Raw genomic sequence first — 23,101 nt, 5'->3', positions numbered from 1 at the left:
CACAATTGCTCAGTTAACGGCAATTGATTGTTTTTTTTGCCTTAAATTTGATAAGACAGGTACAAATTAATCTCATCGGTGTTTTTTTAGCTAGAGTGTTGAACGCTTTCTCCATGGATGAGCCTTTTTGAAACCGTGATACTTTGCTTCACTTGGCGTGTGTTGAAAGGGTGTGGAACCACCCAGCCTGGTGCGTTTGAGTTGTCTTTTACCGCAGAAAAGAACTCGGCAGTTCAAGGTTCGAATTAACTTTTGGCCCACTCGGGTGCCGTTTATCCAAGGAATCAAACGTGATAGAAACATCGGCGACAGACCGAAGCCCACATGTTCAAGAGGCGCCGGCTGAAAGCTTGTCAGAAGCTGTGGAGACGGCTTCAGTAGGTGCAAGGCTCAAGGCTTTACGACAAAGCCGTGGGCTCTCGATTCGAGGGTTGGCTGAGCAGGCCGGAGTGCCGCATGCCACGCTTTCAATTATCGAACGGGACAAATCCAGCCCGTCGGTCAGTGTCTTGAAACGCTTGCTTCGGCCCTTGAACGTCACCCTCAGCGTGTTTTTTTCAGACTCTGCTGTTGTCGACCGCGCAGTATTTTATAAAGCCAGTGATCTGGTCGAGCTGGCTGATGGCAAAAAGCTATCATATCGTCAGGTCGGTGCAAATCTGCAAAACAGTTCGATGATGATTCTTCATGAGCGTTACGAGCCAGGCGCGGATACTGGGGAAGAAGGCGAGGAGCTGTATTCTCATGATGCCGAAGAGGGGGGAATCATCATCGAAGGTCGACTGGAAATGACCGTAGGTGACGAGATTCGAGTGCTGGAAGTGGGCGATGCCTATTACTTTGACAGCCGACTCCCACACCGAATGCGCAATCCGTTTGACGAAGTGTGCATTGTGGTGAGCGCGGTTTCACCCCCTACGTTCTGAGTCCGCGTGCCGAACACTGTGATCTTTGAGGCGCAAAGAATCGCAGCCTTCGGCAACGCCCAACGCTCAATCCCACGGATTTTCCAGCAGCTTGTTTTCCAGAAAATCCCGGAATACCCGAATGCGCGGGCTCAAGTGTTTTCGATTGGTGTAGATCAGGTAGATGGGCTCCTTGGACGCTATGTCGAAGCTTTGCAGCAGCGGTACCAGCCTGCCTTTCTTGAGATCTGCACCGATGTGGAACTGAGCGAGTTTGACGATTCCGCCGCCGCCCAAGGCAATGTCTCGCTGTAAATCCCCTTGGGCGAAGACCGCTTTGGGCTTGATCGCCACCGTGACCTTCTCGCCACCCACCCTAAACTGCCAGTTATTCCACACACTGTTGAACCCGAAGTTGTAGCAGTCGTGCGCCATCAACTCTTCAGGGTGGTTCGGCGTGCCTCTGCGTGCCAGGTACTCGGGGGATGCGCAGATTATCCAGGCGCTTTCGCCTATTTTTCTCGCAACTCTCGAAGAGTCGGGCAGTACGCCGCTGTGAATCGCAATGTCGAGCCCTTGGTCGAAATGATCGACATATTGGGCGCCAACCTGGAGGTCGACAGTCAGGCCGGGGTAAGCCGAGAGGAATTCAGGCAGCCACGGCACGATTTGGTGTTTGGCGAAGGTGGTCATGGTGTGAATGCGTAACGCGCCACTGATCCGGTTCGGAAAGGCTTCTGCCAGCGAGTCCGCTTCGGCCATGGCGTTCATCACTTCGCGCGCGCTGACCAGATAGGCCGAGCCTTCTTCAGTGAGGGTCAAATTACGCGCGCCGCGCTGAAACAGACGCACGTGAAGCCGGTTTTCCAGGCGGGTAATCAACTTGCTGATGGTGGACGGGGTTAACCCATTCGCCCTGGCCGCCGCAGAAAAGTTGCCATGCTCGTGGGCCCACAGAAAGGCTTGCATTTGGGAAAAATTATCCATTTTGATTCCTTGCTTCCTGCGGTGATGGCGCCAGAGCGGTAGCCTGCCATCATTGAGCAACCCAAACAACACGCTAGCCCGCACGCAATTGGCTGAGCAGTGCCTGCAAGGGATGCTGCAACGCTTGCCCTGCGTGGCGTTTCACTTGGCTGCGGCATGAATAGCCATCGGCAATCAGCCTGCCGCTCGACTGGTGGCGTTCAACCAACGGGTGCCAGGCAGCCGGCCATCGCGTCATAGACTTGGTGCGACAAATCCTGTTCACGGCATTGGGTTGGTGCCGCGTATTCTGGTGCAGGGCGAGATCCAGGCTGGCACATTGATGGCGTTGTTCGAACCCACGCAGAGTGGCAGGAATGACTGCCTGGCGTATGCCAATCGGTATCAGAACCTGCCCGCCTTGATGGCGTTTAGCGAGTGGCTGTTGAGTTTGTCTTTTCCGGCCAATTAAGACGGGCGTGCGCGCAGTTCTACAGGCTTGAACCGGCCTTGCGATCCATTGATTGTCTATGAGATCGCACGGCACGTTCGTTGCGACTGAGCGCTGGAGTTTTACTGAGCCGGCAACTTTTCCAGTGCTGCACGCAGTTCATCGGCATTGGCAAACTCTTGCTGTGACACCAGGATGCCGTTGTCCAGTTGCAGCCACAGTACCTTGTCTTCAGCACCGGGATACTGTTCGGCAATTTTGCCGTCTCGGTCAAGCACGACGCGGTAGGTGTAATCACGCATTTTCGGAATGGCAATGAACTTGCCGATCAATGCAGGCATGCCTTTCACGTCTGCGAGGAAGGCAACATGACGTGCTTCCAGATACCCTTTTGGTTGATTCTGGAGTGCGGCTTTTACCAGTTTGGAGCCGTCCATGTTGCGGGCGACCAATAACACGTGGGTGTCGTTGTTCAGGGTATAAGGCTGGTCATGCTGATCCTGTAGGGTCCAGGGTGTCAGGTGGTCACCCGGGTTGGCAGCTACCGCTTGCATCGACAGCGCGCTCAACAGCAGTAAAAGTGCAATTCTCACTGTTTAATCTCCTCTTTCGGATTGTTTGCTTACCGGCATGCCGCGCATGGTAGCTCATGGACGGGCTTAAAAAGCCGGATACTCATTTAGTCACAACTTGCTCTATGGTTAAGCAGGCACCCAACACCGCCCCGGAGGAAATGCTTGATGAGCCGTCTGACTGCGAAAGACTTTGCGCCCGAGTTGCTTGAGCTCTACGACTACTACGCCCATGGCAAAATCAACCGCCGCGAGTTTTTGGACCGTGCGGCCGTGTTTACCGCGGGTGTCTCGGCGCTGACAGTGCTCAGCGCGCTAAGCCCCGATTACGCTCTGGCCGAGCAGGTGTCCTTTACTGATCCTGATATTAAGGCTGAGTACATCACCTACCCTTCGCCCAAAGGCAACGGTGAGGTTCGCGGGTATCTGGTGCGCCCGGCAAAGGCTCAAGGCAAGCTGCCAGCGGTGGTGGTGGTGCATGAAAATCGCGGTCTCAACCCCTACATCGAGGACGTTGCCCGGCGTTTGGCCAAAGAGGGCTTTATTGCCCTTGCTCCAGACGGTCTGACCTCTGTGGGCGGTTATCCCGGTAATGACGAAAAAGGCCTGGCTCTGCAACAAACAGTCGACCCCCAAAAGCTGATGAATGATTTTTTCGCCGGTATTGAGTGGTTGATGCAGCATGATGCGGGCACCGGCAAAGTCGGCATCACCGGTTTCTGTTATGGCGGGGGCGTGGCGAATGCGGCGGCGGTGGCTTACCCGGAGTTAGGGGCTGCGGTGTCGTTTTACGGGCGTCAGCCGAGTGCCGATGATGTACGGCGCATTCAGGCGCCGGTCATGTTGCACTACGCCGGGCTGGACACCCGCATCAATGAAGGCTGGCTCGCCTATGAACAGGCTTTGAAGGCCAATAACAAGACCTATCAGGCCTACGTCTACCCAGGCGTTAACCACGGCTTTCATAACGATTCCACACCGCGTTACGACGAGGCTGCCGCTGATTTGGCATGGAAAAGAAGCCTTGAGTGGTTTCGCAAATACCTGGCATAACGCGCGCGGTAGCCAGAGCCGGTGTACGCGCGATTGTCTCGCGATCGCTTAAACGGTCAAAAAATCGCACGCACGCTCGCGCCTACAGGAGCCGCTCTTTGATCAGGCGCGGCCCGGATTCTTTTGTGCCAGGCGCTTGGGCCAGTCACCGCCACAGGCGCGCTGGCATTCTTCTTCTGAATCATAAAACACGTGATTTGCCACCTGGCGCACGTTCACATTGGCATCCGCCAGGGCCTGAGTGGTCAATTCGACCATAAACCGGGCCTCGCCATCGGCCAGCGCAAAGTCCTTGTTGACTTGGGTATCGAAGACCCAGACCACCTTCAGGCTTGCCGGGAAGGCTGCAAAATCGACCGCGTGAGTCAGCCAGACAAATCCCGGGATCTGCCCTTTAGCCGTTTCGCAGGCATCGGTCAGGTTTTTAATCAGTCGACGTTCAATTTGCGCCTGATTGCGTTTGTTCAAAGACATGGGTGAATCCTGTGGGCTGCGATGGCAAAAGGCGGATTGTACGTGACTTGAGCTTTTTGTTTTGGGCCGAGTTGGACAAATGCTGCAACAGACCCTAGGCCATTTGGACGATGTGCCTCTGACTGACCAGTCCGATGATCAAAGTCAGGTTCTAGGCACCTCGCCGCCGAGGTTGTCAGAGCATCCACGATAATAAAAAGAGGACTGGCTGCATGAACTCTGCCCAGCAACTGAATCGTGCAGCGAGGCATCGCCCATGCGTGCATTGATCGGCTATCTGGTTTGCCTGATTGTGGCGGCAACCATCGCGTTTACTTTCTCTGCTCATAAACCCGTTAGCGAAGAGACTGCTCAACTGCGTCCCGATCGCCTGCAAATCAACGGCATGTTGTACTTGGATCACCGCGTTGTCGCGGTAGGCGAGCGCGGCAATATTCTGCTCAGTGATGATCAGGGGGGCACCTGGCAGTCAGCCACGGTCAAGCCGCAGCGGGATTTGACCCTGACTGCGCTGGTGGCGCTGGACGATAAGAGCCTGTTGGCGGTCGGCCATGACGGCTGGATTCTGCGCTCGGTCGATGAGGGCGCGAATTGGGAGGAGGTGCGCTACGACGCCGATGTCGCCGAGCCTTTGCTGGGTATCTGGAATGCTGGCGGTAAGCAGGTGTTGGCGTTTGGCAGTTTTGGCAAGTTTTACCAATCCAATGACGACGGCCGTACTTGGCAAGCCTCGGCGCTGGAGGTCGACAGCGCTCACCTCAATGGCATGGATGGCGGCGCCGATGGTCGGCGGATGCTGGTGGGTGAGCAAGGGCTCGTGATGCGCAGTGATGATGCAGGGCGTACCTGGCACAAGCTGCCGGCGTTTTATAACGGCTCTTTATTCGGTGTGGTGCGTCTGAGCCCTGATCGCTGGGTGACGTACGGCATGCGCGGTCATGTGTTTGTCAGCCAGAACTTTGGTCAGACCTGGGACCCGGTCGATGTGGGCAATCAGTTGCCACTCTATGGGCATGTGCTCCTGCCCAACGGCGGCGGCCTGCTGATTGTCGGGGCCGGCAGCTCCATGGTGCGTCTCGACGGCAACGGCCATTTGGTCAATGCCACTCGTTTGTCAGGTCTGGGGACTTTGACCTCGGCCGTGCTGGTCGGTGCACGACGCCTGCTTGTGGGGGGGGAGCGCGGTGTGTTCCAAGGTACAGACGGCAGCGTTGCTGCGCTTGGACAATAAGAGGCGCTATATGAACGCTGAAAAAAACGCAGTAAATCGTATGGTCGAGCGTGTTGCTGATCTGTTGATCGCCTGGCGCAAGGGCTTGCTGGCGCTCTTTGTGTTGTTGACCCTGGCGTTGGGCTACAGCGCGACGCATACACAGCTGGATCCGGGCTTTAACAAGCAGATCCCGGTGCGTAACGAGTTCATGGTCAACTTTCTTAACTTCAGCCAGTACTTCACGGGTGCCAACCGTTTTTTAGTCAGCGTGAAGTGGAAAGGCGAGGGCGACATTTACAACCCCGAGTTTCTCGACACCTTGAGAAAGGTCACGGACGACGTGTTCTTTATCAATGGTGTCAGCCGCGCCAGCGTCACCTCGTTGTTTACGGCTAACGTGCGCTATATCGAAATCACCGAGGATGGCTTTTTTGGCGACGTGGTGGTCCCGCCGCGCTTCACCGGCTCGACTGAAGACCTGGCGCAAGTGCGCAGCAATATTGCCCGTTCGGGGCAGATCGGACGCCTGGTGGCCAACGACTTGAAGTCCTCCATGGTGCGTGCCGATTTGCAGGACCTGGACCCTCAGACCGGCAAGTCAGTGTCCTATGCCGAGGTCGCCAAGCACCTTGAGGACATTCGCGCCAAGTACAGCAATGACGACATCGAAATCAATATCGTCGGTTTCGCCAAGTTGGTGGGCGATGTGATCGACGGCTTGACCATGGTCATCGGCTTCTTTGTGATCGCCTTCGTGATTACCGGTGTATTGCTGTGGCTGTATTCACGTTCGTGGCGCTTGACCGTGGTCGCCCTGCTGGTGGCGTTGCTGCCGGTGGTGTGGTTGTTGGGCCTGTTGCCGCTGTTTGGGCTGGGGATCGATCCAATGTCGATTCTGGTGCCGTTTTTAATCTTTTCGATTGGCGTGTCGCACGCGGTGCAGATGACCAACGCCTGGAAACAGGACGTGTTGTCCGGCAGTTCGTCGATACAGGCGGCACACAGTGCCTTTTGCAAGATCTTCATTCCCGGTTCGCTGGCGTTGCTGATGAACGCGCTGGGCTTCGGCGTGATCATGCTGATCGACATTCCGATTGTCCACGAGCTTGGCGTGACCGCGTGCATTGGCGTGATGCTGATGATCATCACCAACAAGCTGATGCTGCCGATTGTCTTGTCGTATCTCACCCTCGAACCGCGCGCTTTGGCTCAGGGGCTCAAGGCTCAGGGCAAGCATCAATTGTGGTGGCGCCTGTCGGCCTTGGCCGAACCCAAGCCGGCTTTGGCGGTGTTTGTCATCAGCCTGTTGCTGCTGGGAGTGGGTGCCTACAAAGCCCGTCAACTGGCCGTGGGCGATATTGGTGTGGGCGCGCCTGAACTGCGCGCTGATTCGCGTTACAACCAGGACAACCAAAAGATCATTAACAGTTACTCCATCGGTCTGGACGTGATGTCCGTGTTCGTGCAAGTCAAAGGTATTGAAGAAGGTTGCCTGGCTCCCAAAGTGATGCGCGCCATTGAGTCGTTCGACTTCCAGATTCGCAGTGTGCCGGGTGTGCAGTCAGTGCAGAGTGTGGCGGGCATGGGCAAAAACGTGATTGCCGGCAACAACGAGGGCAATCCGCGTTGGTCGGCCATTCCGGGCTCGGCACAGGGTTTGAGCCAGGGTTCGCGAGCCTATCTGCCGGATGACGGGCTGGTGACTGAAGGTTGCCAGCGCATGCAGATGCTGGTGTTCCTCACCGATCATGAAGGGCCGACGGTGAGCCATGTGGTTAAGGAAACCCAGCGCATCATCGCCGGTCTGCAAAGCCCTGACGTGCAGTTCTTGATGGCCGGTGGCAACGTCGGTGTGATGGCGGCCTCCAACGAGGCGGTCAAGCAGGCCGAAGTGGTCATGCTCGCGGCCCTGTTCAGTTCGGTGGCGCTGTTTTGCTGGCTGACCTTTGGCTCGTTCCGCGCCGTGCTGTGCATCCTGGTGCCGTTGGCAATTGTGGCTATTCTGTGCAATGCCCTGATGGCAACCCTGGGTATCGGCCTCAAAGTCGCGACCCTGCCAGTGATGGCGTTGGGCGTCGGGGTGGGGATCGACTACGGGATTTACCTGTATGAGCGAATTCAACACGAGATGGCCGATGGTAAAGACCTGCGCAACGCGTTTTACCTGGCCATGTGCCAACGCGGTACGGCAGCCGTATTCACTGCGTTGACCATGTCCATAGGGGTGTGCACCTGGGCATTTGCGCCGCTTAAATTCCAGGCCGACATGGGCGTGCTGTTGTCCTTTATGTTTCTGGTCAACGTACTTGGGGCGATCTTCCTGCTGCCGGCATTGGCTGCCTGGTTCAATCTGGGGCGACCGCTGGTCAAGGTCAAGGCACCGACCGGCGCAGCGTCTGCCGGGCATTACCCACTCAAACAGAGCGTCGCTGCCAAGGATCCGTCAAACCGTTGAAATAGAGCATTTACAGGGCTTGAATGGCGTTAAACATAAAGACACACTGAGGCGTTCTTACGCAGATACCAACACGTTGGCCGGTGCTGCGTAAAAACAACCGCTGCTTATAAGAACAATAAAAAGGGTCGGTCATTGAACCTGACCCATGCGAGGAAATGTCTGTGGACACAGTGACCCTGAATCACCAAACCCTGGCCAGCCTGGGGCTCGAATTGTCCGATTATGATCGAATGATCGGCAGCTTCTACGACGGCGCGCTTGATCCCAAGGTCATGGGCAAAACCCTGTGTGCCGTGCGCACCCTGTTCCAGGCCAACTACGCGACCCTGATCTTACGAGTGCCGGACCAACCGGACCTGGGGTTGATGATTGTCGCGGGCGATATCGAAGGCGAGGGTGAACTTTGCTACCAGACCTATCCGCAAACCAACACACCGTTTGTGGGGCAGGCGCTGGACCAGGTGTTCACCGTCGAAGATCTGATGAGTGAAAGTGATTGGGTACATTCGGCTTACTTCAAAGCCTTTTGCAGCCCGCAGAACGTGTACCGCGTAATGGGCGCCGACATCTCTACGCCAGACGGCGGCAAGTTGCGCTTTCGCATCACCCGGCCTAAATCGGCACCGAAATTCTCCAACGCCGAACGCGCATTGTGCGCGATGTTTCTTCCGCATCTGCGTCGGGCCTTGCATCTGCATAACCTGCTTGATCGTAGCGAGTCCATGAGTGAGCTTTATGCGCAAGCCATCAGCCGCCTGTCGGTGGCGACCATCGTGCTGGATGAAACCGGCAAAGTATTGCGCCTTAACCCGGTTGCTGAAGAAATCCTCAAAAGCGCCGATGGTTTGAAGTTGGTGGGGGGCCGGTTGGAAGCCACCTACCCCAGCGACAACCGTGAATTGCAGCGTCTGGTCAAGCACGCTTTTAGCCAGGAAGTGCGCGAGGGCGGGGTGACCGCTGACGCCATGTCCGTGACCCGACCATCGGGTCAAGTCAGCCTCGGGTTGGTGGTCGAGGCGATTCCTTCGCTGGAGTGGGCCGAGGGCAAAAGCAAACCTGCGGCGGTCATTTACATCCGCGACTCGGTCGGCAAGTCGATGGCCAGCGAGGTAGTCACCAAGCAATTGTTCAACCTGACCAAGGCTGAAACGGCGCTGGCGATGGAGTTGGCCAACGGCTTGTCGCTGGAAGAAGCAGCCGAGAACCTAAATATTCGCCGTAATACCGCCCGGGCTCACCTGCGTTCGATCTTTTCCAAGACCGGTGTGCGTCGGCAAACCGAACTGGTAAGGATTCTGCTGAACAGCGTGGTCGCGCTGGGAAAGCCCAAGTGCGTCTTGCGAGCGGCTGACGCGGTGGTGGTGCCAGCGCCGCAACTGGCGCGCCCGTTTCGCAAAAGCGCTTAACGTTTGCGCAGGGACGGGGCTGTTGAGCGCCCGCGTCCCTTCATTGTCAGTCAGGCCAGTGTGAGCCTGCATCATCAGGGAAACTCTTATGCCAGTTACAGCTGTCAGCGGTTCCGCTTCGGGAATCGGCGCCGCGGTATGTGCGGTTTTACGGGCTGCGGGGCACCGCATCATCGGGATCGACCGGGCTAACGCCGAAGTCGTGGCCGATTTATCGACCCGTGACGGGCGTCAGGCGGCAGTTGCGCAAGTGCTTGAACAGTCGGGCGGTGTACTCGACGGTCTGGTGTGCTGCGCCGGGCTGGGTGTGACAGCGCCGTCGAGCAGCGTGCTGCTGGCGGTGAACTATTTTGGCGTCAGCGACCTGCTCGATGGCCTGGCCGACGCCTTGGCCAAAGGTCAAAACCCGGCGGCGCTGGTCATCGGTTCCGTGGCGGCGACTCATCCGGGGGCTGATCAGCAGCCGATGGTTGAAGCCATGCTTGCGGGTGATGAAGTGCAAGCGCTGGCAATGGCCAACGCGCTGGGCCTTTCGCACGTGGCTTATGCCTGCTCCAAATATGCGGTGACCTGTGAAGCCCGGCGCAAGTCGGTGAAATGGGCAGCCCAGGGTATTCGCTTGAACGTGGTTGCGCCTGGCGCCGTTGAGACACCGCTGCATCAGGCGGCCAAAGACGATGCGCGCTATGGCAAGGCCGTCAGCGAATTTGTCGCGCCCTTGGGGCGTGCCGGTCATCCCGAAGAAATCGCTCGGGTGGTGGCATTTTTACAGTCCGAAAACGCCAGCTTTGTGACCGGCAGCATCGTGTTTGTCGATGGCGGCATGGACGCCATGACCCGGCCTCAGCGTTTCTGACTTAAGGAATTGGCATGAATAAAGTGGCTTTTATCACCGGTGCCAGTCGAGGTATCGGGCGTGAAACTGCCTTGGCGTTTGCGCGCGCAGGCTTTGATCTGGCTATCAGCGCGCGCAGCCTGGACGAGGGTGAAAACCACACCCATGGTTTGCGTAACCCTGACGGCACTGCGTTACCGGGTAGCCTGAACGGCACAGCAGCGGCCATCCGCGAATTGGGGCGCAAAGCTTTCGTGGTACGCATGGACTTGCTCGACAGTGAATCAGTGCTGGCGGCCAGCCAGGCAGTCTTTGCCGAGTATGGCCGGGTTGACGTGCTGATCAACAATGCGATCTATCAGGGCAGCGACCTCAATGCACCCTTTATGGAGTTGCAGCCCGAGACCCTGGAACGGGTGTTCCAGGGCTATATGATGACCCCGGTGTTACTGACTCAGGCCGTCGTCAGACACATGCTGGAACAGGGGGGTGGAGTGGTGATTAACGTCACCTCCGGTGCGGGCGAAACCGACCCTCCGGTGGCGGCGGGCAAGGGCGGCTGGGGATATGCCTACGGCGCAGGCAAGGCCGCGGTTTCGCGTTTATCGGGGATCTTGTCGGTCGAATTTGGCGAACAAGGCATCCGTGCCTACACCCTCAACCCGGGCGTTGTCACCACCGACGCCTTGCGCGCCACCATTGGCGACAAAGGCGTGATAGCCCTGCGCGCCGGCTCCGCACCGCCAGAAGTCCCGGCGGCCGTCATGCTGTGGTTGGCGACGAACGAAGCGGCCGTGCAGCACCAGCGCAAAACCATCCAATGCCAGCCGTTTGCGCGCGAGCATGCAATCGTTGCCGATTGGCGCTGAACTGCCGCAGGCTGTGATGTTTTGACCTTGAAATCAAAAGATCGCTGCCTGCGGCAGCTCCCATAAAAGCCACCGGTCCAGGCTGTTGATCTGGCTGGTGATCTTGACCGGTGCGCCCCTATCGGGAAGCCGAATGCCGGGATCGGCCCATAACAGCACCTGCGTTCAGCCTCTTGCAAGGAGGCTTTGAGTCGCTCATGCCATCGCGTGGCGGCAGGGCTGATGTTTGGATCAGTCACAAAGTCACTTCGCCTGCGCGCCCATCTCCCCTCGCACCCGATGACCTCAGGCCTAGTCCATCTGAACGATGAACCTGGCGCATACCTCGGTGAAGATCACTTAAGCAGGCGCCCTGGCCCTTAACCTGAGGAATAATAAAAATGACTAAGCTCGCAGAAATCCACGTCGAGAACGCTTTGTCACCGCGCTTTGGTCGTGGTTGGCATTGTCTGGGCGATGCGGATGAGTACCGTGATGGCAAGCTGCATACCTTGAACATATTTGGTACCCGGCTGCTGGCGTTCGCCACATCGAAGGGCGAAATCAGCGTTCTCGACGCGTATTGCCCACACATGGGCGCGGACCTGTCGCAAGGCACTATCGAGAACGACCGTGTGGTCTGCGCGTTCCACCACTGGCAATACGACGCCAGCGGCAAGTGCGTTGAAATCCCGTATTGCAAGCGCATTCCGCCAAAGGCCAAAACCCGCGCCTGGCAGACGTGCGAAGTGAATAAGCTGCTGTTTGTCTGGAACAACCCTGAAGGCAAGCCACCCGCTGAAGGCGTGGTCATTCCGCACCTGCCGGAAATGGACAGCGACGAGTGGCTGCACAGCTGGCACATGGACAAGCTGGTGATCAATACTAATCCGCGCGAGCTGGTTGACAACCTGGTCGATGCCCAGCATTTCGGTCCGGTACACGGCACGCCCACCAAGTATTTCCACAATATTTTTGAAGGCCACATTGCCCATCAAATCTTCCATGGCGACTCCGAACGGCTGGGTGGCGATCTGGTGGCAGAGTCGGCTTATTTCGGCCCTGCGACTCACTTTACCCGCATGAGTGCGATGTTCGATGGTCAGGAAATCAAGTCGATCCTGCTCAACTGTCACGTGCCGATTGGCCCTAACAGTTTCGAACTGCGCTTTGGCTGCATGGTGAAAAAAGTGCCGGGTTGGAGCGATGAACAGAACGAAGCACTGGCTATTGATTACGTACAGCGCAACCGTGATTCGTTCTATCAGGACGTCGACATCTGGACCCACAAAGTACGGGTCAACAACCCGGTACTGGCTGAAGGCGATGGCCCGGTGTATCAACTGCGCGAGTGGTATCAGCAGTTCTTCACCGACGAGGCAAGCGTACCGGCAAGCATGGCCGAGCGTCGTGAAATCACTACGGTTGATAAACGCTGACCGGTGAGCTGAGCGAAGGGCACTGCTGATGACGCTGAATCAACGTAGAACGCTGATCTTTATGCTGGCCGCGAGTTTGGCGTCGACGATTGGCGGGTTGCCCTTCAATACATTACCGATCTTGCTCGGCGCGCTGGCCGACAGCTTTGGCTTCGCGCCGTCGCAAATCGGTCTGTTGGGCTCTGTGTGTTTCACGGGCTATTTAGTGGGTACGCTGGTGGCGGTGGGCTTTATCGACCGTTGCAACTGGCGGCTTTTGACGTTCGGTTGTGCGTCGGGGGCAGCGCTGGCGCTGCTGGCGTCATCACAATTACCGGCCACGGCGCAGTTGCCGTTGTGGGCCTTGATCGGTTTTTTTGCCGCGCTGATGACGTGCCTCGGCATGCGCATCATGGCCGAAATGCCGAACAAGGAGCGTGCCTTTGGCCTGCGCCAAGGCATTGAATTGGGCTTGGTGGCGTTGGTGCTGTTTGTGCTGCCGTCGGTGGTGATTGCGCATTATCACTATGCCGGCGCCGCGCGGGTGCTGGCAGTCATGATTGTGTTGTTGAGCCTGAGTGCCTTTGGATTACCTCGGCGCAGCGACTTTGCGGTAAAGGTTGATCGGGCGAAAGACAGTTCCCTTCAAGGCCGTTTTCGCTTCCCGGTGCCCGCGTACTGGGCACTGGGGTTTTTCTTTGTGTTTGGTGCCGGGCAGATTGGTCTGTGGGCGTTCCTTGAGCGGCTGGGGCACGGGCTGGACGTTGAGCCTGCACAAATGGGTGTGGTGTTTGCCGTGCTCAAACTGTTGGGGGGCGGCGCGGCGCTGATGTTGGCGCTGGTCGGTGATCGCCTGGGTTCGCGTTGGCCGCATGTACTGGTATTGGCCGTGATCGGCTGTGGCTTGTTGCTATTGGCTTATGCACAAGGCTTTGTGATGTACGCTCTGGGGGCCTGGATCTGGGAAGTCGGTTTTTGCTGGGGCTGTATCTACCAGACCGCAGCCGTTGCGCGTCTGGACCCAAGTGGTCGCGCGATCATGCTGATTCCGGCAGCCTTTGCTCTGAGCTCCATGGTCGGTCCAGCGGTGGCCGGGCAATGGGTGGCAGACGGTTTTACGGGATTGTTATGGCTGGCACTGGCCACGGCTGTCGTGCCGGTAGTGGCGTTTGGCGGGGTGTTGGCGAACCGCCTCAGGTCAATGCCTGGGGTGATACCCGTCTAGGCAAAGGTACTACTGGCTTTTTGATCTGCTCTGCTTAAGATGACCGACACCTAACCGTCATCGGGCTTGGATCATGGCCAATGTTGAATAAAGACACTATCTCCATTCAGTTGGTGCGTGAAGCGCTGTTGCAGAGCTGCGCCTCGGCCAGCGGCATGCACGAAGTGCTGCAGAAGGTCGGGATTGATCCGGCGTTGCTGGAACAGCCGGATGCCCGCGTGCCAGCCCTGGCCTATGCGCGGATGTGGCGGCTTGTGGCGCGGCGCCTCGATGACGAGTTTTTTGGCATGGATCCGCGCAAGCTGCGTGCCGGGAGCCTGGAGTTCATGTGCCGCTCGGCCATGGCTCAGCCCACTCTGGCGCAGGGCCTGGAGTTGGTGCTGGGGTATTTGTCCTTAACGCTTGAGCGTTTGCCTGCTCGCTTGGTACGTCAGCAGAGCGTGGCAGAAATTGTCCTGCACGAGCCGCAGGCGCAGCCGAGCCGCGCCTTCACCTACTTTGCCTATTGGATGATTGTGCATGGCGTGGCCTGTTGGCTGGCCGGGCGAAGGATTCCGATTCTGGCTATTGAATTGCGTTGCGCGCAGCCTGATTACTGCGGCGACTACGAAGTGATGTTTTCCGAAAACCTGCGCTTTGATCGCTCGCGGACGCGCATGATATTTGCGGCTGACTGCCTGGACGCACCGATCAAGCGCAGCACCGAAGAGCTGCTGCGGTTTTTGGCCCAGGCGCCGGCCAATATCCTGGTCAAATACCGCGACCCGCAGAGCTTGGCCAGCCAAATCAAGCAAGACCTGCGGCAACTGCCAGCAGAACACTGGCCAGAAACCCAAGGCATGGCCCAAAGCCTGTGCATGTCGGCCTCGACCTTGCGTCGGCGATTGGCCGAAGAAGGCCAGACCTTTCAGGGGCTCAAGGACGGCGTGCGCAAAGAGTTGGCCATCGGCTGGTTAGCCGAGCCGGACCACAGTTTTGCCGACATCGCCCTGCGCTTGGGCTTTGCCGACACCAGCTCGTTTTACAAGGCGTTCCGCAAGTGGTCCGGCACCAACCCAGGGCACTACCGCAGTTTGATTTTGGGCGGGGGTTGACGCCGCGTCAGAGCAACCACATGCCGACCAGCCCGCTGAGCACTCCAACGAGCATGGTCATCAGCGCCACGCTGGCAAGCACGCGGGTGTCAAAGTCTTTGCGCAGCATCAGCAGTGAGGGCAGGCTGACGCTGGGCAGCGTCATTAGCAAGGCCACGGCTGGAGCGGTACCCATGCCGAGTGCCAGCAGGGTTTGCACAATCGGGATTTCAGCTGCCGTAGGGATGACAAACATTGTTCCGATCACGGCCACCGGCAGCAGCCACAGCAGGTTGTCGCTCATGCCACCGTCAACATGCGGGAACAGCCACACGCGGGCTGCGCCCAGCAGTAAGACGGCCAGCAAATACACCGGGATGGTGTTCCAGAACAATTGCCACAACGTCCGGCCCCAGCGGCTGAAGAAATGTTGCTGATCGTTGATGCCAGCGTCCGACACGGCTTCGAGCGCCGCCTCGGGGATGCTTTCAGGGCGTGAGAGGCGTTGCGCAATCAGCGACACGCCAATCACCAGTACCAGGCCTGCGGCCAGGCGTAGCGCGGTAAAGCCCCAGCCCAGCACAAACCCCATAAACACCAACGTGGCCGGGTTGAGCACCGGGTTGGCGATCCAGAAGGCCAGCGCAGCCCCCACCGAAACCTTTTGCCGACGCATGCCCGCTGCGACTGGGGCTGCGCAGCAGGTGCACATCATGCCCGGTAAGGCGAACAACCCACCGCGCAGGATCGATCCCAAACCGGCTTTGCCAAACAGGCGCAGCAGCCAGTCGCGAGGGATCAATACTTGAATCAGCGAGCCGAGAATGACCGCCAGCACGGCGGCTTTCCAGATGGCCAGGAAGTACACCTTGGCGTAAGCCAGGGCCGCAGCGATGGGGTCGCCCTGATTGTCGTTGAGAATCGAAGCGCCAATGCTGTGGTTATCGGCTGCCACAAAGGCCTTGAAGTAGTAGGGCGACCACTTGACGTAGTACAGCCCCACAATGGCGACCAGAAGGAATAGCAGCGGCTTCCACCAGAATGACCAGCCGCGCGCTGGAGTGGGGGTGGAGTTACCGGACATAAAGAGTTACCAAGTAGAGAGAAGTAGCGCGGCATCATACTTAATAAGGTTCAAGCTTCAAGCCGGGCGTAGCCTCAATTATCAGCCTTGATAGTCGCCACATCGTCTGCCTTGACCTTGATGTGCTTGCCGGCAATGTCCACGAACTCGTAAAAGCCGCTGGCATTTTTACTGGTTGGCACGTCCTTGGTCAGGTACTGCGTGCCGTTTTGTAATGTCACGACCGTGGGTGTAGCGCAGCCAGCCAGTGCCAAAACCGCCACCATGACCAGAGGCAAACCGATAATGTTGATCTTCATACATGTACCTTGAACTGTGCAAATTAAGGATGATTACGCTGAGCGTGCCGATGGGCTACTGATGCCGCGTTTTATACCAACTATATGTTTGGTGTTGAATAGGACGTGTCACGTTGGACAGACCTGGGTGCCATTGTTCAGACCTTGCTGGTCGACGCGGGTGTTCAACGTGGCCTCGCCGTCCTTCCAGGTCAGGGTTAATACATACAGGGAGTCAAAATCATTGCCTGACCAATCTTCAGTCAGTGTGGTTTTTTTGCCCAGTGCCTTGCCTGCCACGCTGTTGATCAGCTCAGGCAAATAGCCGTGCGACCACGCAGTGTAGACAGTCGCGTTGTGATACTTGTCACGGGTCAACTCACTTGCCAGCTCGCGAGTGTCATTGGCCGAATATTCAAGATTGATCGGCAACCCCAGCTTGATTGCACTCGGGTTAATGGTCATCAGCGGTCGTACATAGCTGTAGGCGTCATCGTTCGCGCCTTCTTCTACTTGGCGTGACGGGTCGGCGGCAAATATGTAGTCAGCTTTGCCATAGCGTTGCGGCAGCAAGGTGGCCAAATCGATTGCGCGGTTCAGCCCCTGGCAGTTGAGTTGCCCAAGGCCATCAGCAGGTTTTTCGGCGTGGCGAATAAAGATCAGGGTTTGCACGCCATCCACCGGCTGGGCAAATGCGAATTCCACATGGGCGGCCAACGTTGCAGCAGCCGTGATCAGTAACAGCGGGATAACTGCCAGTGCATAGGGTTTGAATTGAGGTTTTATCCAACCGGACAAGGTCATGAGGTTCTTCTGTATAAAGCCATTGAGGCTGATTTGCCTGATCACTCGTGAGTGTTTGTCCTTGTCAGCGCAATTTTGTGCGTCTCTTCCTTGAGTGAGGTGTTTATTAGACGCCTTTTTTGAAGTTGGTTCGCTTATACCTATGATTAATGCGGAATTTTCATACTTTGTAACGGGTATTTTTCTCTCTTTCCTGCCTACATTTAAGCCTGCACCTCTTTACAAGGACTTAATCCGATGCTGCCAGTGCCATTTTCAAAGTCAAACAATCCGTTGTATGTACGCGCACGTGCCTGGCGCGGTCGCGTGGGGTTGGGGCTCGTGGCGAGTTTGTCGGTACTGGCTGGCATGACCGACGCCATCGGTTTTTTAGCCACAGGTGATTTCGTTTCATTCATGAGTGGTAACACCACGCGCCTGGCAGTGGCCATCGGCGAGGGCGATCTGCGGGCAATCGCGCGCCTGGGGGCTGCGGTAATGGCATTCATTGCCGGTAACGCGTTGGGTATTTTGCTCGCACGCCTGGGCGGCCGACGGTCTCTGCCGCTGATGTTGATCATCGCGGGGCTGTTATCGACCTCGGCGCTGCTGCCGTTTGAGTCGCAGGTGCCTGCGCTGTTGGCGGCGGTGCTGGCGATGGGCATGTTAAATGCGGCAGTGGAGCAGGTGAACGGCCTGCCGGTTGGGCTGACCTATGTCACCGGCGCCTTGTCGCGCTTTGGCCGTGGTTTGGGCCGCTGGCTGCTGGGCGAGCGGCGTACTGGCTGGCGCGTGCAGTTGGTGCCTTGGACCGGCATGCTGATCGGCGCTGTCCTGGGGGCGATGCTGGAGGCCCGGTTCGGGGTCAAGGCGATGCTTTTTAGTGCCGGGCTTGCGGTGGTGTTGGGGCTGATTTCACTGAAAATCCCGCGCCGTTGGCAACGTGATTACATGCCGCGATAACCGGCATTAGTTACTCGATCTAACCCATATGGTCGATACGTGTGGGCCGACCCGCGGGCTAAGCTGGCGCATCTATACCCATCGAGGGAGAAGCAATGAAGGTGCTGGCTTGTATCAAACGCGTGGTCGATTACAACGTTAAAGTGCGGGTCAAGGCCGATCACTCCGGCGTTGATCTGGCCAACGTCAAAATGTCGATGAATCCCTTCTGCGAAATCGCTGTGGAAGAGGCCGTACGCCTGAAAGAGAAGGGCATTGCGACTGAAATCGTTGTGGTCTGCGTCGGCCCGAGTACCGCTCAAGAGCAGTTGCGCACCGCGCTGGCACTGGGGGCAGATCGCGCCATTCTGGTTGAATCCGCTGAAGATCTGACCTCGCTGGCTGTGGCCAAGCTGCTCAAGGCTGTGGTTGACAAGGAGCAGCCTCGGTTGGTGATCCTGGGCAAACAGGCCATCGACAGCGACAACAACCAGACCGGGCAGATGTTGGCGGCATTGAGCGGTTATGCGCAGGGTACTTTTGCTTCGCGTATAGACGTCAGCAGCGAAAACGTGGTGGTGACCCGTGAAATCGACAGCGGTGCGCAAACGGTTTCGCTGAACCTGCCGGCGATCATCACCACTGACCTGCGTTTGAATGAGCCGCGCTATGCGTCTTTGCCAAACATCATGAAAGCCAAGAAGAAGCCGCTTGAAGTGCTGACGCCAGACGCGCTGGGCGTGTCGACTGCTTCGACCAACAAAACCTTGAAAGTTGAAGCACCGGCTGCTCGCAGCGCGGGTATCAAGGTCAAGTCGGTGGCTGAACTGGTCGAGAAACTGAAAAACGAAGCGAAGGTGATCAGAGCATGACGGTCCTCGTAATTGCAGAACATGACGGTGCAGCCATTGCGTCGGCAACCCTGAACACGCTGGCAGCAGCCGCGAAAATCGGTGGCGATGTGCACTTGCTCGTCGCTGGGCAGGGCCTTGGTGCAGTAGCTGACGCTGCCGCGAAAATCGCTTTCGTGGCTAAAGTGTTGGTGGCCGACAACGCCGCTTACGCGCATCAGTTGCCAGAAAACGTTGCTTCGCTGGTCGCAGCACTGGGTCAAGGGGCCGAGGGCAAGGGCTACAGCCACATCTTGGCTGCCGCCACCTCCAACGGCAAAAACATCCTGCCGCGTGTTGCTGCCCAGTTGGATGTTGATCAGATCTCCGAGATTATTTCGGTGCTCAGCGCTGACACGTTCACCCGCCCAATCTACGCCGGTAACGCCATTGCTACCGTGCAGTCGACTGCGTCGGTCAAAGTGATCACTGTGCGCGCCACCGGTTTCGATCCGGTGGCTGCTGAAGGGGGGATGGCTGAGATTGAAGCGATCGCAGCGGTTCACGATGCAGGGACTTCCTCGTTTGTCAGCCAAGCGCTGGCCAAACTGGATCGCCCTGAACTGACCGCAGCCAAAATCGTCGTGTCCGGCGGTCGTGGGATGCAGAACGGTGACAACTTCAAATACCTGTACGCACTGGCTGACAAGCTGGGCGCCGGGGTGGGTGCATCGCGCGCCGCCGTAGATGCAGGCTTTGTGCCGAACGACATGCAAGTCGGCCAGACTGGCAAAATCGTTGCGCCACAGCTGTATATCGCAGTGGGTATTTCCGGGGCGATCCAGCACTTGGCAGGCATGAAAGATTCGAAAGTGATCGTCGCGATCAACAAGGACGAAGAAGCGCCTATCTTCCAAGTGGCTGATTATGGCCTGGTGGCGGACCTGTTTGAGGCGGTGCCCGAGCTGGAGAGCGCGGTCTGAGGTGGCCGTGCGATTGCGGCGATAAAAAAATCCCCGGAGGTCATCCGGGGATTTTTTTCGGGCGGGGAGTTATCAGCTGTAGCTGTTAACTTTGACCAGGGATGGCTCGGTTTGCGCCTTTTCCCATGTCAGGGTCAGTGTTTGTAGCACTCGCGCCATAAAGTCTTTATCGGCGGCGGCCTTCTTGCCCACGTAGCCTTGGCCACGGCGGTACATTTTGAGATGAGCTCGCATGTGTGGGCGCTCTTTCTCGAATTGGGTTTCTTCTTTGCAGGCAACCACTGGTTCAATGCGTACATCACCAGCATCGCTGATCCAAAGGATGTGGTCGTTCAGCGAGTCTTTCTGGGCAGCGAAGAGTCGAGCCAGTTCGTTAACACTCGGTTGATTATTCAGGTTCATAGCTAACTCCTTGACCACTCGTTGATCTGTCTAATTGATTCGCGCAACTGCTTATGCAGCGCTACGTAGTGTCCATCTAAAGAAGATCCGGTCTTGAGTCCTTCATATGTAGTAGTGAAATAAAACACTACAACATACTGCGTAAAGCGAGGGAGGCAACGTGAACCAGGATGCTTGGGTGATATGAAGCATCAACCACAAGCCTCTTGAAGACGTTTCGCCAGCTCCTTGTGCCCTTTGCGAGGACGATCAAGCCAGGTCCGCTTCATCAATTCTGCCTTGTGGGCAGTACCTATCCCGGAACAGCCCGACAGCTCGTCGAGCATGCTTGCAACAACCCTTTCCAGCGCTTCCGGTGGGGAAGACGTCTGCATAATGCGTTGAGAAAATCATGTCGTCAACAGTTGTGTAGTGTTTATTTTTAAGCACTACATATGTGACTGCTAGGTCGCTTTTCAGCATGCCGGTCATCCCCGGCAAGACGCTGTAGCCGCTGGCGGAGGCTGCGCTAAGGCCCGCAGAATCTTTGCTTTAATGCCTGAAAATCAGGGCTGCCAAGCACCCCATCGCAGCCTGCGGCAGCGGCTACAAAGTTCCCAGGTGTAGGACGAATGCCTGCGCATCCGGCCGCTCTGCTAGTATCTGCGGCTTTGATCGCTATCTAAGAGGTGCCCAATGAGCGAGCCAATTCGCCTGACGCAGTACAGCCACGGAGCAGGATGCGGCTGCAAGATTTCGCCTCAGGTACTGGAAGTGATCCTTGCGGGCAGTGGCGCACAAAATCTTGATCCCAAGCTGTGGGTGGGTAATGCATCGCGTGACGACGCGGCGGTATATGCGCTGGATGATGAGCGTGGTGTGGTGTCGACCACTGATTTCTTTATGCCGATTGTCGATGACCCTTACGATTTCGGCCGGATTGCGGCGACCAATGCCATCAGTGATATCTACGCCATGGGCGGTGATCCGCTGATGGCCATTGCGATTTTGGGCTGGCCGGTGCACTTGCTGGCGCCAGAAGTGGCCCGTGAAGTGATTCGTGGTGGCCGCGCAGTCTGCGATGAGGCCGGCATTCCTCTGGCCGGGGGGCATTCGATTGACACCCCGGAGCCAATTTTCGGTCTGGCCGTGACGGGTGTGGTCAACAAGCGCCAGATGAAGCGCAACGACACGGCCACAGCAGGTTGCCTGTTGTACCTGACCAAGCCCTTGGGCATCGGTATCCTGACCACCGCTGAAAAGAAGGGCAAGCTGCGCAGCGAAGACGTCGGCGTGGCGCGAGACTGGATGTGCACGTTGAACAAAGTCGGCAGCCAGTTTGCCAAGCTTGAAGGTGTCATGGCGATGACTGACGTAACCGGTTTTGGCCTGCTCGGGCACCTGGTGGAAATGGCGGACGGCAGTGGCCTGACGGCGCAGATCGAGTACGCCAAAGTGCCGCTTCTGGATTCGGTTGAGTACTACCTGGAGCAAGGCTGTGTGCCAGGCGGCACGCTGCGTAATTTTGAGAGTTACTCAAGCAAGCTGTCGCCGCTGCAAGAGCTGCACAAGCGGGTGCTGTGCGATCCGCAAACCAGTGGCGGGTTGCTGGTTGCCGTCAGCCCGCAGGGCAATGCAGCCTTCCTCGCTATGGCCAGCGAACAGGGGCTGAGCCTTGCGCCCATCGGTCAACTGGTTGAGCGACAGACGTACGCAGTTGAGGTTTCATGATGGCGGATGACATCACCGACCTGCGCGAGCTGTTGCTCAATGACCGACCGATGATGGATACCCGCGCGCCGATTGAATTTCACAAGGGGGCCTTCCCCGGCGTGGTTAACCTGCCGTTGATGACGGATCGCGAACGCGAGCGGGTCGGTACGTGCTACAAACAGCAAGGTCAGCAGGCTGCGGTCATGCTGGGGCATCAGTTGGTGTCGGGCCAGATCAGGGCTGAACGTCTCCATGCCTGGGCTGACTTTGCCCGCGCCAACCCTGATGGCTGCCTGTATTGCTTTCGCGGGGGGATGCGCTCGCAAATCGTCCAACAGTGGCTTAAGCAGGACGCCGGGATTGACTATCCTCGTGTCGCCGGTGGCTACAAGGCGTTGCGTACCTTTTTGATTAAAACACTCGAAGATGCCGTCGCGCAGTGCGGCCTGATCGTACTCGGCGGGATGACCGGCACCGGCAAAACGGATGTGCTGGTGCAACTCGACAATGCCCTGGATCTTGAAGGGCATGCCAACCACCGCGGCTCCAGTTTCGGCAAACGCGCCACTGGACAGCCGAGCAACATCGACTTCGAAAATCGATTGGCGATTGATCTGCTGAAAAAGCGCAATCAGGGTCACGAGCGCTTTGTAATCGAAGATGAAAGCCGCACCGTGGGCAGTTGTGCCTTGCCATTGCCGTTGTACCAGCGCATGCAAGGCGCGCCCATGATCTGGCTGCAAGACAGTCTTGAAAGTCGGGTTGAACGCATCCTGCGGGACTACGTCGTAGGGTTGAGTGCCGAATTCACTGCCAAAAACGGCGAGCACGGCTTTACCCTGTTTTCTCAGCGCTTGCTGGAAAGTCTGTCGAACATTCAGCGTCGTTTAGGGGGGGAGCGGCATCAACGTTTACGCGCGGTCATGCAAGCGGCGCTGCAGGAGCAGGCAAGCTGCGGCTCGGTCGACGTGCACCGTGTCTGGATCGAAGCGTTGTTGCGCGAATATTACGACCCGATGTACGCCTTTGAGCGCGAGAAAAAAAACGCGCGCATCGTCTTTGCCGGTGATCAGGCCGAAGTCGCGGAGTTTTTGCGCCAGTAACGCGCAGTAGCTGCCCCACGACACGATCTGTTGTTTTTTCTGGATCAACAGATCGCCTCCTGCCGCAACTCCCATGACCCGTTCGGGTCATGCCCCTCATTGGCTAA

The 23,101-nt window shown here is 57.4% G+C and carries 23 protein-coding genes and 1 pseudogene; 16 read left to right on the top strand and 8 right to left on the bottom strand.

Annotation, left to right across the window (positions count from 1 at the left end; genetic code table 11):
* Positions 1–290 precede the first annotated feature (290 nt).
* Positions 291–926, top strand: coding sequence for a cupin domain-containing protein (locus tag ACIQYF_RS21290; protein ID WP_402865757.1), 636 nt, complete (start codon positions 291–293; stop codon positions 924–926).
* A 66-nt stretch (positions 927–992) separates the two neighbouring features.
* Here ACIQYF_RS21290 and ACIQYF_RS21285 read toward each other — a convergent pair whose 3' ends face one another.
* Positions 993–1,892, bottom strand: coding sequence for a LysR family transcriptional regulator (locus tag ACIQYF_RS21285; RefSeq protein WP_402865755.1), 900 nt, complete (start codon positions 1,890–1,892; stop codon positions 993–995).
* 73 nt (positions 1,893–1,965) lie between these two features.
* Positions 1,966–2,130 (bottom strand): hypothetical protein, encoded by a 165-nt coding sequence (locus ACIQYF_RS21280; protein WP_402865809.1) that lies wholly within the window; start codon positions 2,128–2,130, stop codon positions 1,966–1,968.
* A gap of 27 nt (positions 2,131–2,157) precedes the next feature.
* Between ACIQYF_RS21280 and ACIQYF_RS21275 the strand changes: the two are divergent.
* A pseudogene (locus ACIQYF_RS21275) lies at positions 2,158–2,343 on the top strand (LysR family transcriptional regulator); the annotation flags it as partial.
* A gap of 101 nt (positions 2,344–2,444) precedes the next feature.
* Here the strand turns inward: ACIQYF_RS21275 and ACIQYF_RS21270 are convergent.
* Complete coding sequence (locus tag ACIQYF_RS21270; protein WP_402865752.1) at positions 2,445–2,915, bottom strand: FAD/FMN-containing dehydrogenase; 471 nt, start codon at positions 2,913–2,915, stop codon at positions 2,445–2,447.
* Positions 2,916–3,062: 147 nt separating this feature from the next.
* Here ACIQYF_RS21270 and yghX point away from each other — a divergent pair, with 147 nt between their 5' ends.
* Complete coding sequence (gene yghX / locus ACIQYF_RS21265) at positions 3,063–3,947, top strand: YghX family hydrolase (protein WP_402865750.1); 885 nt, start codon at positions 3,063–3,065, stop codon at positions 3,945–3,947.
* Positions 3,948–4,049: 102 nt separating this feature from the next.
* Here the strand turns inward: yghX and ACIQYF_RS21260 are convergent, their stop codons facing one another.
* Positions 4,050–4,421, bottom strand: coding sequence for a hypothetical protein (locus tag ACIQYF_RS21260; protein WP_402865748.1), 372 nt, complete (start codon positions 4,419–4,421; stop codon positions 4,050–4,052).
* Positions 4,422–4,677: 256 nt separating this feature from the next.
* On the opposite strand from ACIQYF_RS21260, the gene ACIQYF_RS21255 reads away from it, so the two are divergent.
* The 8 genes from ACIQYF_RS21255 to ACIQYF_RS21220 all read left to right on the top strand — a co-directional run bounded on the left by ACIQYF_RS21255 (position 4,678) and on the right by ACIQYF_RS21220 (position 14,918).
* Positions 4,678–5,652: a WD40/YVTN/BNR-like repeat-containing protein gene (locus ACIQYF_RS21255; protein ID WP_402865746.1), complete on the top strand. Its 975-nt coding sequence runs from the start codon at positions 4,678–4,680 to the stop codon at positions 5,650–5,652.
* Between the two features lie 10 nt (positions 5,653–5,662).
* Positions 5,663–8,089, top strand: a complete 2,427-nt coding sequence (locus ACIQYF_RS21250) for an RND family transporter (protein ID WP_402865744.1) — start codon at positions 5,663–5,665, stop codon at positions 8,087–8,089.
* Between the two features lie 164 nt (positions 8,090–8,253).
* Positions 8,254–9,498 carry a helix-turn-helix transcriptional regulator gene (locus ACIQYF_RS21245; RefSeq protein ID WP_402865742.1) on the top strand — a complete coding sequence of 415 codons (1,245 nt, stop codon included), beginning with the start codon at positions 8,254–8,256 and terminating at the stop codon, positions 9,496–9,498.
* An 88-nt stretch (positions 9,499–9,586) separates the two neighbouring features.
* On the top strand, positions 9,587–10,354 hold the full coding sequence (locus ACIQYF_RS21240; protein WP_402865740.1) for an SDR family oxidoreductase: 768 nt from the start codon (positions 9,587–9,589) through the stop codon (positions 10,352–10,354).
* Between the two features lie 14 nt (positions 10,355–10,368).
* Positions 10,369–11,202: an SDR family NAD(P)-dependent oxidoreductase gene (locus tag ACIQYF_RS21235; protein WP_402865738.1), complete on the top strand. Its 834-nt coding sequence runs from the start codon at positions 10,369–10,371 to the stop codon at positions 11,200–11,202.
* Between the two features lie 380 nt (positions 11,203–11,582).
* Positions 11,583–12,620 (top strand): Rieske 2Fe-2S domain-containing protein, encoded by a 1,038-nt coding sequence (locus tag ACIQYF_RS21230; protein ID WP_402865736.1) that lies wholly within the window; start codon positions 11,583–11,585, stop codon positions 12,618–12,620.
* Positions 12,621–12,648: 28 nt separating this feature from the next.
* Positions 12,649–13,824 carry an MFS transporter gene (locus ACIQYF_RS21225; RefSeq protein WP_402865734.1) on the top strand — a complete coding sequence of 392 codons (1,176 nt, stop codon included), beginning with the start codon at positions 12,649–12,651 and terminating at the stop codon, positions 13,822–13,824.
* 80 nt (positions 13,825–13,904) lie between these two features.
* Positions 13,905–14,918, top strand: coding sequence for an AraC family transcriptional regulator (locus tag ACIQYF_RS21220; RefSeq protein ID WP_402865732.1), 1,014 nt, complete (start codon positions 13,905–13,907; stop codon positions 14,916–14,918).
* A 7-nt stretch (positions 14,919–14,925) separates the two neighbouring features.
* Here ACIQYF_RS21220 and ACIQYF_RS21215 read toward each other — a convergent pair whose 3' ends face one another.
* The 3 genes from ACIQYF_RS21215 to ACIQYF_RS21205 form a co-directional block, all read right to left on the bottom strand.
* A complete protein-coding gene (locus tag ACIQYF_RS21215; protein ID WP_402865730.1) occupies positions 14,926–15,981 on the bottom strand; it encodes a permease in 1,056 nt (351 codons plus the stop codon).
* A gap of 74 nt (positions 15,982–16,055) precedes the next feature.
* The gene (locus tag ACIQYF_RS21210) at positions 16,056–16,280 is read right to left on the bottom strand and encodes a YgdI/YgdR family lipoprotein (RefSeq protein WP_402865728.1); all 225 of its coding nucleotides are present in this window, start codon (positions 16,278–16,280) and stop codon (positions 16,056–16,058) included.
* A 108-nt stretch (positions 16,281–16,388) separates the two neighbouring features.
* Positions 16,389–17,063 (bottom strand): histidine phosphatase family protein, encoded by a 675-nt coding sequence (locus tag ACIQYF_RS21205; RefSeq protein WP_402865726.1) that lies wholly within the window; start codon positions 17,061–17,063, stop codon positions 16,389–16,391.
* Between the two features lie 237 nt (positions 17,064–17,300).
* Between ACIQYF_RS21205 and ACIQYF_RS21200 the strand changes: the two genes are divergently transcribed.
* The 3 genes from ACIQYF_RS21200 to ACIQYF_RS21190 all read left to right on the top strand — a co-directional run bounded on the left by ACIQYF_RS21200 (position 17,301) and on the right by ACIQYF_RS21190 (position 19,797).
* Complete coding sequence (locus ACIQYF_RS21200) at positions 17,301–18,005, top strand: YoaK family protein (protein ID WP_402865724.1); 705 nt, start codon at positions 17,301–17,303, stop codon at positions 18,003–18,005.
* A 95-nt stretch (positions 18,006–18,100) separates the two neighbouring features.
* Positions 18,101–18,856: an electron transfer flavoprotein subunit beta/FixA family protein gene (locus ACIQYF_RS21195; protein ID WP_402865722.1), complete on the top strand. Its 756-nt coding sequence runs from the start codon at positions 18,101–18,103 to the stop codon at positions 18,854–18,856.
* Positions 18,853–19,797 carry an electron transfer flavoprotein subunit alpha/FixB family protein gene (locus tag ACIQYF_RS21190; protein ID WP_402865720.1) on the top strand — a complete coding sequence of 315 codons (945 nt, stop codon included), beginning with the start codon at positions 18,853–18,855 and terminating at the stop codon, positions 19,795–19,797. Before ACIQYF_RS21195 ends, ACIQYF_RS21190 begins: the two co-directional genes overlap by 4 nt.
* Positions 19,798–19,869: 72 nt before the next feature.
* Here ACIQYF_RS21190 and ACIQYF_RS21185 read toward each other — a convergent pair whose 3' ends face one another.
* Positions 19,870–20,199, bottom strand: coding sequence for a hypothetical protein (locus ACIQYF_RS21185; protein ID WP_402865718.1), 330 nt, complete (start codon positions 20,197–20,199; stop codon positions 19,870–19,872).
* A gap of 675 nt (positions 20,200–20,874) precedes the next feature.
* Here ACIQYF_RS21185 and selD point away from each other — a divergent pair.
* Both selD and mnmH read left to right on the top strand, forming a co-directional pair.
* Positions 20,875–21,909: a selenide, water dikinase SelD gene (gene selD / locus ACIQYF_RS21180; protein ID WP_402865716.1), complete on the top strand. Its 1,035-nt coding sequence runs from the start codon at positions 20,875–20,877 to the stop codon at positions 21,907–21,909.
* Positions 21,909–22,994 carry a tRNA 2-selenouridine(34) synthase MnmH gene (gene mnmH / locus ACIQYF_RS21175; protein WP_402865801.1) on the top strand — a complete coding sequence of 362 codons (1,086 nt, stop codon included), beginning with the start codon at positions 21,909–21,911 and terminating at the stop codon, positions 22,992–22,994. Before selD ends, mnmH begins: the two co-directional genes overlap by 1 nt.
* The last annotated feature ends 107 nt before the right edge of the window (positions 22,995–23,101 follow it).

Origin of the sequence: Pseudomonas sp. NPDC096917 (assembly GCF_044762555.1) — a bacterium.
GTDB lineage: Bacteria > Pseudomonadota > Gammaproteobacteria > Pseudomonadales > Pseudomonadaceae > Aquipseudomonas.
This window is presented reverse-complemented; position numbering and strand designations above follow the sequence as displayed.

Excerpts from the sequence above, each read along its gene's own strand:
- ACIQYF_RS21285 (WP_402865755.1), bottom strand. The coding sequence starts at position 1,892 with ATGGATAATTTTTCCCAAATGCAAGCCTTTCTGTGGGCCCACGAGCAT.
- ACIQYF_RS21280 (WP_402865809.1), bottom strand. The coding sequence starts at position 2,130 with ATGACGCGATGGCCGGCTGCCTGGCACCCGTTGGTTGAACGCCACCAG.
- yghX (WP_402865750.1), top strand. The coding sequence starts at position 3,063 with ATGAGCCGTCTGACTGCGAAAGACTTTGCGCCCGAGTTGCTTGAGCTC.
- ACIQYF_RS21260 (WP_402865748.1), bottom strand. The coding sequence starts at position 4,421 with ATGTCTTTGAACAAACGCAATCAGGCGCAAATTGAACGTCGACTGATT.
- ACIQYF_RS21255 (WP_402865746.1), top strand. The coding sequence starts at position 4,678 with ATGCGTGCATTGATCGGCTATCTGGTTTGCCTGATTGTGGCGGCAACC.
- ACIQYF_RS21250 (WP_402865744.1), top strand. The coding sequence starts at position 5,663 with ATGAACGCTGAAAAAAACGCAGTAAATCGTATGGTCGAGCGTGTTGCT.
- ACIQYF_RS21240 (WP_402865740.1), top strand. The coding sequence starts at position 9,587 with ATGCCAGTTACAGCTGTCAGCGGTTCCGCTTCGGGAATCGGCGCCGCG.
- ACIQYF_RS21235 (WP_402865738.1), top strand. The coding sequence starts at position 10,369 with ATGAATAAAGTGGCTTTTATCACCGGTGCCAGTCGAGGTATCGGGCGT.
- ACIQYF_RS21230 (WP_402865736.1), top strand. The coding sequence starts at position 11,583 with ATGACTAAGCTCGCAGAAATCCACGTCGAGAACGCTTTGTCACCGCGC.
- ACIQYF_RS21225 (WP_402865734.1), top strand. The coding sequence starts at position 12,649 with ATGACGCTGAATCAACGTAGAACGCTGATCTTTATGCTGGCCGCGAGT.
- ACIQYF_RS21220 (WP_402865732.1), top strand. The coding sequence starts at position 13,905 with ATGTTGAATAAAGACACTATCTCCATTCAGTTGGTGCGTGAAGCGCTG.
- ACIQYF_RS21215 (WP_402865730.1), bottom strand. The coding sequence starts at position 15,981 with ATGTCCGGTAACTCCACCCCCACTCCAGCGCGCGGCTGGTCATTCTGG.
- ACIQYF_RS21210 (WP_402865728.1), bottom strand. The coding sequence starts at position 16,280 with ATGAAGATCAACATTATCGGTTTGCCTCTGGTCATGGTGGCGGTTTTG.
- ACIQYF_RS21205 (WP_402865726.1), bottom strand. The coding sequence starts at position 17,063 with ATGACCTTGTCCGGTTGGATAAAACCTCAATTCAAACCCTATGCACTG.
- ACIQYF_RS21200 (WP_402865724.1), top strand. The coding sequence starts at position 17,301 with ATGCTGCCAGTGCCATTTTCAAAGTCAAACAATCCGTTGTATGTACGC.
- ACIQYF_RS21195 (WP_402865722.1), top strand. The coding sequence starts at position 18,101 with ATGAAGGTGCTGGCTTGTATCAAACGCGTGGTCGATTACAACGTTAAA.
- ACIQYF_RS21190 (WP_402865720.1), top strand. The coding sequence starts at position 18,853 with ATGACGGTCCTCGTAATTGCAGAACATGACGGTGCAGCCATTGCGTCG.
- ACIQYF_RS21185 (WP_402865718.1), bottom strand. The coding sequence starts at position 20,199 with ATGAACCTGAATAATCAACCGAGTGTTAACGAACTGGCTCGACTCTTC.
- selD (WP_402865716.1), top strand. The coding sequence starts at position 20,875 with ATGAGCGAGCCAATTCGCCTGACGCAGTACAGCCACGGAGCAGGATGC.
- mnmH (WP_402865801.1), top strand. The coding sequence starts at position 21,909 with ATGGCGGATGACATCACCGACCTGCGCGAGCTGTTGCTCAATGACCGA.